8 protein-coding genes are annotated in these 10,135 nt (G+C 68.5%); 3 read left to right on the plus strand and 5 right to left on the minus strand.

The genetic code is table 11. From position 1 onward, the window contains the following. The first annotated feature begins 122 nt into the window (after nucleotides 1-122). Nucleotides 123-722 (plus strand): TetR/AcrR family transcriptional regulator, encoded by a 600-nt coding sequence (locus GKO32_RS24070; protein WP_154759166.1) that lies wholly within the window; start codon nucleotides 123-125, stop codon nucleotides 720-722. Nucleotides 723-732: 10 nt separating this feature from the next. Here the strand turns inward: GKO32_RS24070 and GKO32_RS24075 are convergent, their stop codons facing one another. From GKO32_RS24075 to GKO32_RS24090, 4 genes are all read right to left on the minus strand, one after another. Further along, a complete protein-coding gene (locus GKO32_RS24075) occupies nucleotides 733-1,734 on the minus strand; it encodes a C-terminal binding protein (protein WP_154759167.1) in 1,002 nt (333 codons plus the stop codon). Between the two features lie 211 nt (nucleotides 1,735-1,945). Beyond that, on the minus strand, nucleotides 1,946-3,685 hold the full coding sequence (gene ilvD, locus GKO32_RS24080; RefSeq protein ID WP_208024522.1) for a dihydroxy-acid dehydratase: 1,740 nt from the start codon (nucleotides 3,683-3,685) through the stop codon (nucleotides 1,946-1,948). A 21-nt stretch (nucleotides 3,686-3,706) separates the two neighbouring features. Next, nucleotides 3,707-5,080: a glucose-6-phosphate dehydrogenase gene (locus GKO32_RS24085; RefSeq protein ID WP_154759168.1), complete on the minus strand. Its 1,374-nt coding sequence runs from the start codon at nucleotides 5,078-5,080 to the stop codon at nucleotides 3,707-3,709. Continuing rightward, complete coding sequence (locus tag GKO32_RS24090; protein ID WP_154759169.1) at nucleotides 5,077-6,900, minus strand: glycoside hydrolase family 15 protein; 1,824 nt, start codon at nucleotides 6,898-6,900, stop codon at nucleotides 5,077-5,079. Before GKO32_RS24090 ends, GKO32_RS24085 begins: the two co-directional genes overlap by 4 nt. Before the next feature lie 136 nt (nucleotides 6,901-7,036). Here GKO32_RS24090 and GKO32_RS24095 point away from each other — a divergent pair, with 136 nt between their 5' ends. Next, nucleotides 7,037-8,086, plus strand: a complete 1,050-nt coding sequence (locus GKO32_RS24095) for an NAD(P)-dependent alcohol dehydrogenase (RefSeq protein ID WP_154759170.1) — start codon at nucleotides 7,037-7,039, stop codon at nucleotides 8,084-8,086. After that, entirely contained in the window at nucleotides 8,086-9,156 is a 1,071-nt protein-coding gene (locus tag GKO32_RS24100) for a S1C family serine protease (RefSeq protein ID WP_154759171.1), read from the plus strand. Before GKO32_RS24095 ends, GKO32_RS24100 begins: the two co-directional genes overlap by 1 nt. 7 nt (nucleotides 9,157-9,163) lie before the next feature. On the opposite strand, the gene GKO32_RS24105 is transcribed toward GKO32_RS24100, so the two are convergent. Further along, nucleotides 9,164-10,054, minus strand: a complete 891-nt coding sequence (locus GKO32_RS24105; RefSeq protein WP_154759172.1) for a DMT family transporter — start codon at nucleotides 10,052-10,054, stop codon at nucleotides 9,164-9,166. Nucleotides 10,055-10,135 lie beyond the last annotated feature (81 nt).

A 10,135-nucleotide genomic window follows, 5' to 3' on the forward strand; every position in this document is an offset into this window, starting at 1 on the left:
CGATAACTTAACTCGTCGGGAAAGAAATATGCGCTTCGATCCAGCTCGTGTCAAGTTCTGGACGCGAGGCGTATAGCTACCAATTGGTTAAGTAGGATGGTTGGGGCGAGAGGAGATTTCCGATGGGGCGACGGCGCGCGCTCGACGTGCAACAGCTGGTCGACGCGGCGGCGCAGGTGTTCGAGCGGCAGGGGTACCCCGACGCGACACTGGCCGACATCGCCGCCGAGGCGGGGGTCAGCAAGCCGACGGTGTACCAGTACGTCAAGTCCAAGCAACAGCTGCTGGAAACGATCGTCGAGCAAGCCGTCTACCCACTGCGGGACGGCGTCGACAAAATCGTCGCCAGCGAACGCCCGGCCGCGGAAAAGCTCGAGGCCTACATCGAGCTGCACGTGCTGGCCGCCGTCCGGTACAAGGCGTACTTCGTGGTTCTCATTTCAGATCAGCACCAGCTGTCCCCGCAGGCGCTGCGGCGCTACCAGTCCTGGGCGCGCAGCGTGAACCATTCGGCCACCCGGCTACTCGAACAGGGCCAGCGCGAAGGCGTGGTCCGCGCCGACATCGACCTGCCGATCGCGGCGAACCTGCTCAACACCACACTCACCTCGATCGCCCGCTGGTACCGTCCCGGCGACCGGGTCAAGCCCGACCAGATCGTCATGGAAGTGCGCAAGTACCTCGGCGGGCTGATCCTCACCGGCGCCCCGGAATCCGCCTGACGCGGCGCTTTCACCGGTGGACGATGGCGAGCTCGGCCGCGTTCACCGGCGACAGCGGCGGCTTTCCGGTCAGCACCCGCGTCACCTCGTGGGCGGCGAATTCGCGGACCGTGTGGATCGCCTCCGCGGAGTAGTAGGCCGCGTGCGGGGTGATGATCACGTTGTCCAGGCTGAACAATGGGTTCACCGGAACCCAGTCGCGCTGCTTCGCGGGTTCCTCTTCGAGGTCGTCGAGACCGGCGCCGACGATCCAGCCGCCGGTCAGCGCCGCGTACAGGGCCTTGTCCTCGACGATGGGCCCGCGCGCGGTGTTGACGAGGATCGACGTCGGTTTCATGCGGCGAAGTTCCGGCTCGCCGATGAGATGACGGGTCTCCTCGGTGAGTGGCGCCTGGATCACCAGGTAGTCCGCTTGCTCGAGCAGTTCGCCGAACGAGACCGCCGTGGCGCCATGCACCGCCACGTCTTCCGGTGTCAGGTACGGATCGTGGGCGATGACGAGCATCCCGAAGGCATGGGCCCTGACCGCGATGGCCCGCGCGATCGCGCCGAACCCCAGCAGCCCGGCGGTGCGTCCCCGCAGCCGGTGGACCGGCTCGCCGGTCTGCCAGCGCCAGGTCCCGGCGCGGGTGGCACGGTCGTACTCGCAGACTTTCCTCGCCGCGGCCAGAAGCAGAGCCATGGCATGGTCGGCAACTTCGTTTTCACACCAGTCGCTGGGGACATTGGTGACCAGGATCCCGCGCCGGGTCGCCGCGTCCACGTCCACGATGTCGACGCCGGTGCCGTAGCGCGCGATGACCTTGCACCGGGTCAGGGCGTCGATGGCCCGCGCACCCACGGTCGCGTACTGGGCGATGATCGCGTCCGCGTCGTGCGCGGCCTCGATGACGTCGTCCTCGGTTTTGCAGTCGGCGGCGGCCAGCCGGAGGCCGGCGCCTTCGATGATCGCCCGTTCGATGTCCACGTCACCGTAGTCGTAATCGGCGATGACGACGGTCTGCTGCGTCATTTTCCGTCCTAGCGAGTGTTTTGAAAGTGGTTCGGATAGCGGAACGTCCGCGCGAGTTGACCCTTCCCGCCGCGCGAGTTGCGCGTTCCCGCCGCGCGAGTTGACCCTTCCCGCCGCGCGAGTTGACCCTTCCTGCCGCACGAGTTGCGCGTTCCCGTCGCACGCAACGCTCAACTCGCGCACTCCCAACGCTCAACTCGCGCGGGCCTGCCTAGGTGATGGAGGCGCCTTCGGAGGTGGCGCCGGCGACCCGGGAGTACAAGGAGAGAATTCCGTTCTCGTGGCGTGGTCGCGGCGGTTTCCAGATGGCGCGCCGTTGCGCGAGTATCGCGTCGATTTCCTCAGGTCGGCGTTTCTCGCCGCCGGTTCCGACGATCGCGAGGCGTCGTCCGGGTGCGTTGATCTCGATGAGGTCGTTCTCCTCCACGAGCGCGATGGGGCCACCATCGAGTGCTTCCGGCGCGACATGCCCGATACAGGGTCCTTTCATGGCGCCCGAATAACGCCCGTCGGTGACGATCGCGGTGGTGGTGTTCAGTTTGCGGTCCGCGGAAAGGATCGCGGCCGCGTAGTACATCTCGGGCATGCCGTTCGCACGCGGGCCCTCGTAGCGGATCACGAGGACGTCCCCCGGTGCGATCCGGCGCCCCATCAGCGCGTGGATCGCTTCGTCCTCGAAGTCGAAGACCCGCGCAGGTCCAATGTGGACGTGCATTTCCTCAGGCACGGAAAAGGTTTTGATCATCGCACCGCCCGGGGCGAGGTTGCCGTACAGCACGGCCACCCCGCCGTCGGCGCTGAACGGGTCGGACCGCGGGCGGATGATCTCGTCCCGGTCGACCTTGACGTTGTTCAGGTAACCACGCCGTTCGGCGAAGAAGAACGGGCTGTGCTCGATTTCGTCCAGGTTCTCCCCGAGCGTCTTCCCGGTGACGGTGAGGCACTCCAGGTGCAGCATTTCCCGCAGTTCGAGCATGACCGCCGGAACCCCGCCCGCGTACCAGAAATACTCGACCGGATACCGGCCGGTCGTCTTCACGTTGGCCAGCACCGGGACCCGCCGGTGAATACGGTCGAAATCGTCGACGGTGATCTCGACCCCCGCCTCGCGGGCGATCGGCGGGAGGTGCAGCAGCGCGTTGGTCGACCCGCCGATGGCGGCGTGCATGACGATCGCGTTCTCGAAGGCGTCCCGGGTCAGGATGCGCCGCGCGGTCAGCCCCTGCTCGATCAGCCGGACGAGCTGTTTGCCGCTCGCTCGGGCGTAACGCAGCAGCTTGGTCAGCGGCGCCGGGACGACAGCGGACCCGGGCAGCGCGAGCCCGAGTGCCTCGGCCAGCACCTGCCCGGTGCTGGCGCTGCCCATGAACTGGCATGCCCCGCACGTCGGGCAGGCGCCGCGCTGGGCGCGCTCGAAGTCCTGGCGGGGAAGCTCGCCCCGTTGGACGGCGGCGCCCATCTCCCACATCTCATTCGACGACACGTAGTCCGGCGCGTTCAGCTGGGTGCCGCCGGGAAGGTGGATGGCAGGCAGATCGCAGCGCGCGATCGCGAGCAGGTGGGCCGGCACCGATTTGTCGTTACCGGAGATCAGCACCATGCCGTCGTGCGGATGTCCCAGCGCGTGGATCTCGACCATGGCGGCCATGATGTCGCGCGATACCAGCGAATAGCTCATGCCGTCAGTGGCCTGGACCACGCCGTCGCAGATGTCGCTGACCGCGAAAACCCCCGGTTTCCCACCGGCTTCGTAGACGCCGTTGCTGACTTCCTCGATCAGTTCCCGGAAATGGAACGTGCCGGGGTGACCCATGCCGTAGGCGCTGTCCACCAGCACCTGTGGCTTGCCGAGATCCTCCTCGGTCCAGTTCATCCCGAGGCGCAGCGCGTCTCCCTGATGGTTGACCATCCGCAGCCGCTGACTCCGCAGCTGCGGTCCATTGTGGACCATGGACGCTTCCCTTCTTCCGCGCTAGCCCGCGCCATCCCGCGGCCTTGGCCCGTCGGAGCCGGCGGGGTATTCCTCAAGCGGGACAAGGTCTTCCGACCACGCCGCCAGTACCGGGGTCAGCACGCGCCAGGCTTCTTCGGCTTCATCACCGCGGATCGACAGCGCCGCGTTCCCGTCCAGCACGTCCCGCAACAGCCGGCCGTAGGCGGGCAGTTCCGGAGGGTCGATCCTGGCGGTGAGCGTGAGCGGGGACAAGGTATGCGTATGGGCCCCGATGCCGGTCAGGTCCAGGGAAAGGTCTTCCGGGTCGAGCCCGAACCGCAGCACGTTGGGCCCCGGTTCCCCGCTGTGCCCGAGCGGCAGATGCGGGACGGGCCGGAAGTGGACGGCCACTTCCTTGCGATCCCGCGCGAGCGCTTTCCCCGTGCGGAGCCGGAAAACCGTGCCCGGCCAGCGCCAGTTGTCCAGCTCCAGTTCCACTTCGGCGAACGTCTCGGTGCCACGACCGGGATCCACCCCCGCCTCGGCGCTGTACGCCGGGACGTCGTGGTCACCGATGCGCCCGGCAGTGTAGCGGGCACGGCGGGTGCGGCGGACGATGTCGGCGCCGGTGAGCGGCCGCACCGAGCGCAGGACGTCGAGCTTGCGGTCGCGCAGATCTCGTTCGCCCAGGCTGACCGGTGGTTCCATGGCGACAAGGCAGAGCAGCTGCAGCAAATGGTTCTGCAGCATGTCCTTGAGCGCCCCGGCCCCGTCGTAGTAGCCGGCCCGGCCCTCCAGTGCCAGCGATTCGTCCCAGACGATGTCCACCTCGGCGATATGCGCGGAATTCCACACCGGCTCCAGCATCCGGTTGGCCAGCCGGGTGCCCAGCACGTTCTGGACCGTGGTCATGGCGAGGAAGTGGTCGACCCGGAACACCGCCTGCTCAGGCACGACGTCGGCGAGCAGCCGGTTCAGTTTCACCGCGCTTGCGAGATCCTCGCCGAACGGCTTCTCCAGGACGATCCTGCTGCCGGGCGGCAGCTTGGCCTCGTGCAGCGCCGACACCGCCGCGGGAAAAACCGCGGGAGGCAGCGCGAGATAGGCGGCGACCGGCCCGTCCCCGGCGACGACCGCCGCGACCGCGGCCGGGTCCGTGACATCCGCCTGACGGTAGTCCGACGACGAAACCACACCCTGTCGCACGGGAGCCGGTAGCTCCGCGGCGTGGTGGCCCAGCCGGCCGGTGGCCCATTGCCGGAATTCGTCGGTGCCCCAGTCGTCCCGGCCCGCGCCGGTCAACCGGAATTCGTCGCCGAGCTGCCCGGCGTGCCGCAGCGCGGCGAGTCCCGGCAGGAGATAGCGCGCGGTGAGGTCACCGGTCGCCCCGAAGATCACCAGGCGGTCGATCATCGCGCAGCACCTGCCCTGGCCAGCGTCACACCGCTGGCGATCACGCCGATATGACTGAACGCCTGCGGGAAGTTCCCGGTGAAATCGCCCGTCGACGGGTCGATCTGCTCCGGCAGCAGGCCCAGCGGGCTGGCCCTGGCGCACAACGAGGCATACAGCTCCCCGGCCTCGTCGAGCCTGCCCTGCATCGCCAGGTTGTCGACGAGCCAGAAGCTGCACAGCAGAAACGCGCCCTCGTCGCCGGCGATGCCGTCGGGTGAATCGTCGTGCAGATAGCGGTAGAGCAGGCCGTCCCCGGCCGACAGGCGCTCGGCCACGGCCGCCGCCGTCGCCACCATGCGCGGGTGAGTCGCGGGCACGACCTGCCGCAGCGGGAGCGCCAGCAGACTCGCGTCCAGGCTGCCGCCGCCGTCGAGATGTTCGCTCAGTGTCTGGGTTTTCTCATCCCAGGACTCCTCCAGGATGATCTGGCGCAGCTTGCCCGCGGTCTCCCGCCAGGCCGGAATCGGTCCGCGCAGCCCCAGCCGCTCGCCGATGACCGCGGCGCGGTCCAGCGCCACCTGGCACATCGCCGCCGAATAGGTGAAGACCCGGCCCTCGCTGCGCACCTCCCAGATGCCCTGGTCCGGCAGGCGCCAGGCCCTTCCGGCGGCCTCGGCCAGGTCGACCAGCGCCGCCCACAGCGGCTCCTCGAGCCGGCCGCCGGTGCGCACCCACTGGTCGGCGCAGTCGAGGACCTCGCCGTAGACGTCATGCTGGCGCTGGTCCGCCGCGCCGTTGCCCCACCGGACCGGAGCCGAGCGCCGGTAGCCTTCGAGCTCGGCGTCCTCCCATTCCGCGGGGACCGGCGCGCCGTCGAGGTCGTACATGATCCGCGGCTGCCGGCTTTGCTCGAAGGCGTCCAGCACCCAGCCGAGGAACGCGTCGGCCTCGTCCGCGAAACCGATGCGCCGCATGGCGAACACGGTGTAGGCCGCGTCCCGGATCCAGGTGTAGCGGTAGTCCCAGTTGCGCACCCCGCCGACTGGCGCGGGCAACGACGACGTCGGCGCGGCGACGAGGGACCCGTTGACCCAGTGGTCGCACATTTTCAACGTGATCGCGGCACGGCGGACCAGTGGCTCGCCCGGGCCGTCGTAGGTGAAGCGGGTCATCCACTGGCGCCACGCACTGGCCGTCGCCTCCAGCATCGAGTCCGCGTCGAACCGGTGGTGACGGCTGGTGCGGCCCCAGGACAGCACCAGGTCCAGCGAGTCACCCTGCCGCAGCTCATGGCTGCTGTGCAGACCGTCCAGCGGACGGCTCGACCGCAGATGCAGTCGCAGGTCCGGCCGCCGCGCGGGCAGAATCACCAGGCCGCTCGCGGCGCCCTGTGTCCGGGCACCGCCGCGGGGTTCCAGGTCCACCCGCAGCCGGACGCTGCCGTCCAGCACCACCACCGACCGGACCAGCTCGCCGCGTCCCGCGGGCACGTCATCGGTGAGGTCGGCGCCAGGGCGCAGGGCCAGCGCATCAGTGACGCGGACTGTGCCGCCGGCTCCGCGCAGCTCGGTGACCAGCACCCCGGTATCGGGCTCGTACCGCTGCCGCGCCTCGGTCAACCCCTCGGGAGCGACCCGGAAATGACCACCGCGCTCGCGGTCCAGCAAACCGCATAACAACGGCTCGGAATCGAAACGCGGCAGGCACAGCCAGCCGATGCTGCCGTCCAGCCCCGCCAGCGCCACCGTCGACCCGTCACCGATCAGCCCGAGATCCTCGAGCGGCGGGTAGCCGTCCCGGGCCCGGACCGGCCGGAACGGCGGGTCAGGCCGGAGCATTTTCGGGTACCTCGCGGACGCACATACATTTTTTGTACGGGCTCACCCCCATGATCGCAGCGCTCACGTCACCCGTCCGGGGCGAGATGACGGTCCGTGTCTTCCCAGATGCCGCGCCATGACGGCTACTGGACGGATGAAAGCATTCGTGATGAAGGAAATCGGCCGCGTCGGTTTTCTGGAAAAACCACTGCCGCGCCCTGGCCCGAATGACGCCGTGGTCCGCACGACGAGAGCGCTCATCTGCACCTCGGATTCGCATACCGTCGCCGGCGGCATCGGGCCGCGGGAAAATCTGACACTCGGCCATGAAGCGGTCGGCGTGGTCCATGACGTGGGCAGCGAAGTGAAGATCTTCCAGCCCGGCGACCGTGTTCTGGTCGGCGCCATCACGCCCGAATGGGGACAGCCCGCGGCGCAGGCCGGGTATTCCTCGCAGTCGGGTGCACCGCTGGGTGGCTGGAAATTTTCGAATTCCAAGGACGGCGTGTTCGCCGAGTACTTCCACGTGAACGAAGCCGACGCGAATATGGCGAAGATTCCGGATGCTGTTCCCGACGATATGGCGGTGTACTGCGCCGACATGCTCTCCACCGGATTCATGGGCGCGGAGCACGGGAACATCCCGATCGGCGGAACCGTCGCGGTACTCGCCCAAGGGCCCGTGGGACTGATGGCGACCGCGGGAGCCCGGCTTCGCGGAGCAGGTTTCGTCATCGGCGTCGAATCGGTTCCCGCCCGGCAGACGCTCGCCCGGACCTATGGCGCGGACGAAATCGTGGACTTCACGAAAGAGGACGTCGTGGACCGGATTTTCGAGCTGACCGGACGCGAGGGGGTGGACACCGCGATCGAAGCACTCGGCGCGGACAGCACATTCCAGACCGCAGTCAAGATCACGAAACCCGGTGGCACGGTATCCAACACCGGCTACTTCGGGGAAGGAGAATTCGTGCGCATTCCGCGTGTCGAATGGGGCGTGGGAATGGCCGACAAAACCATCGCGACCGGACTGTGTCCCGGCGGCAGATTACGCATGGAAAGACTGTTACGGGTACTGGAGAACAAACGCGTCGATCCGACACTCATGACGACCCACACGTTCCGCTTCGACGAAATGGAACGAGCCTTCGAGGTCGCCGACCGGAAACTTGACGATGTCATCAAGCCACTTATCGTATTCTGATGCGCTTTTCTTCCGGTACTCGTGGGCGCGCCGTCATCGGCGTGGCGGCGCTGGTCCTGCTGGCCGGCGTGCTCGGTGGGATCGCCGGCGCATTGCTGCGGCCCGGCGGGAGCACGGCGAGCGGGCCGGCGGCCGGGGCGCCGTGTGACGTGCCCGGGGTGGCCGCGCGGGTGCTGCCTTCGCTGGTGACGATCACCGTGCAGGGCCTGGGCGGAGCCGGGACCGGCTCGGGCTCGGTGCTGGACCGCGACGGCAATCTGCTGACCAACGACCACGTCATCGCGGCGGCGGCGGGCAACGGCGTCATCACCGTGGACTTCGCCCGGGGGCAGGCACGGGTGCCGGCCCGGATCGTCGGTCGTGACCCGGCGACCGACCTCGCGGTGATCAGGGTGGCGCCGGACGCGGCGCAACTCACCCCGATCGCGGTCGGCGAGTCCGCCGCGCTGGTGGTGGGCCAGCCGGTGGTCGCGGCGGGCTCCCCGCTCGGCCTGACCGGCACGATCACCTCGGGGACGGTGAGTGCGCTCAACCGGTACATCGATGTCGGGCAGGGCGCCGCACCCGCCACGCTGGTCAACGCCGTGCAGACCGACGCCGCCATCAACCCCGGCAACAGCGGAGGCCCGCTGACCGACTGCGCCGGACGCCAGATCGGCGTCAGTTCGGCCGGCGCCAAGACGCCCGGCAGCGAAGGCGGCGGCAGTATCGGCCTGAACTTCGCCATTCCCATGGACTTCGCGCGCTCGGTGGCGGATCAGCTGATCCGGACGGGGCGGGCCACCCACCCTGGCATCGGCGTGCTCGCCGTCACCGTCACCGCCGAGATGGCCACCGCCACCGGCCTGGTGCGGGGCGCGCTGGTGCAGCAGGTCGTGCCGGCGCTCGGCGCCGCACAGGCCGGGATCCGCGCCGGCGACGTGATCACCAGTGTCGGCGGCACGCCGGTGAACAGCGTGGACCAGATGCTCGTCGCGATCCGCGCCCGCAACCCGGGTGAAACCGTCCAACTGACCTATGTCCGGAATGGCGCCCAGCAGAGCACAAATGTTGCGGTGAGCGGAACCTAGGCGCCGGTTATCTTTTATATCTTTCCGGCGCGGACGATCGCTGCGCGTCGCGGTCGGCGGAGTCCTGCAACAGCGGGGAACGGGCCAGCAGCACGGTGCACACCCCGATGAGCCCGGCGCCGGCGACGGCGGCCGCGATCCAGCCGCCACCGCGGGTGTTCTCGCCGAACACGACGATTCCCCATGCCATGGACACCAGCGGGTTGGCGAGCGTGAGCCCCGGCTGCGACGCCACCAGCCGCCCCGCCCGCAACGCGTTCTGCAGCAGGAAGAACCCGGCGGGTCCGATCACGATGAGCGCGTAGGTCTGCCAAGCTTGAAAACCTTTTCCGACGGCGAACGCGGCGGTCAGCCCCGACACCAGCGCCGCGGTGAACCCGAACCAGCTTCCCGCCGCGATCCCGAGGAACGCGGCACGGCGCTCGTCGCGTGCCCGGTGACCGAGGATCAGCAGCAGCGCCACGAAAAGGCCGGTGGCCACGCACCCGAACAGCCATCGCACCCCGGAAGCCGCATACGCGTTGCCTCCCGACGGCGCCAAGCCGACCAAGAGCAGCGCCACCCCCGCGCTCATGCCGCCGATCGCGGACCACTCACGGGTATGCAGCCGCACCTTGAACATCCGGCTCGACAACATCAGCGTGAAGGCCAGCTCCACGACGAGCAGCGGCTGGATCAACATGATCGGTCCGGTCGCCAGCGCCGCGACCTGCAGTGCGAAACCCACGAGGATCGAGGTGACACCGCCGAGCCACGCCGGCTGGCGGGCCAGGTCCCACAGGATGTGGAACGACAGCCGCCCGCTTTCCGGTTCGCGGCGGGCGGCTTTGCGTTGCAGGACCGAAGCCGTCGCGTTCGCCGCGGCCGCGGCAACCGCCAGCACGACGCTCACGATCATGACTTTCCTCCGGCACTTTTGTCTCACGTTAGGTGCTGTGCCGGGGTACCACCGATGACCGAGGTTGAAATTTTTTGTATT

Origin of the sequence: Amycolatopsis pithecellobii (assembly GCF_009707865.1) — a bacterium.
Classification (GTDB): Bacteria; Actinomycetota; Actinomycetes; order Mycobacteriales; family Pseudonocardiaceae; genus Amycolatopsis_E; species Amycolatopsis_E pithecellobii.

What these genes read in the sequence shown, in the direction of transcription:
- GKO32_RS24090 (WP_154759169.1), bottom strand. Translation starts at nt 6,900, where the DNA reads ATGCTCCGGCCTGACCCGCCGTTCCGGCCGGTCCGGGCCCGGGACGGC.
- GKO32_RS24070 (WP_154759166.1), top strand. Translation starts at nt 123, where the DNA reads ATGGGGCGACGGCGCGCGCTCGACGTGCAACAGCTGGTCGACGCGGCG.
- GKO32_RS24085 (WP_154759168.1), bottom strand. Translation starts at nt 5,080, where the DNA reads ATGATCGACCGCCTGGTGATCTTCGGGGCGACCGGTGACCTCACCGCG.
- GKO32_RS24105 (WP_154759172.1), bottom strand. Translation starts at nt 10,054, where the DNA reads ATGATCGTGAGCGTCGTGCTGGCGGTTGCCGCGGCCGCGGCGAACGCG.
- ilvD (WP_208024522.1), bottom strand. Translation starts at nt 3,685, where the DNA reads ATGGTCCACAATGGACCGCAGCTGCGGAGTCAGCGGCTGCGGATGGTC.
- GKO32_RS24095 (WP_154759170.1), top strand. Translation starts at nt 7,037, where the DNA reads ATGAAAGCATTCGTGATGAAGGAAATCGGCCGCGTCGGTTTTCTGGAA.
- GKO32_RS24100 (WP_154759171.1), top strand. Translation starts at nt 8,086, where the DNA reads ATGCGCTTTTCTTCCGGTACTCGTGGGCGCGCCGTCATCGGCGTGGCG.
- GKO32_RS24075 (WP_154759167.1), bottom strand. Translation starts at nt 1,734, where the DNA reads ATGACGCAGCAGACCGTCGTCATCGCCGATTACGACTACGGTGACGTG.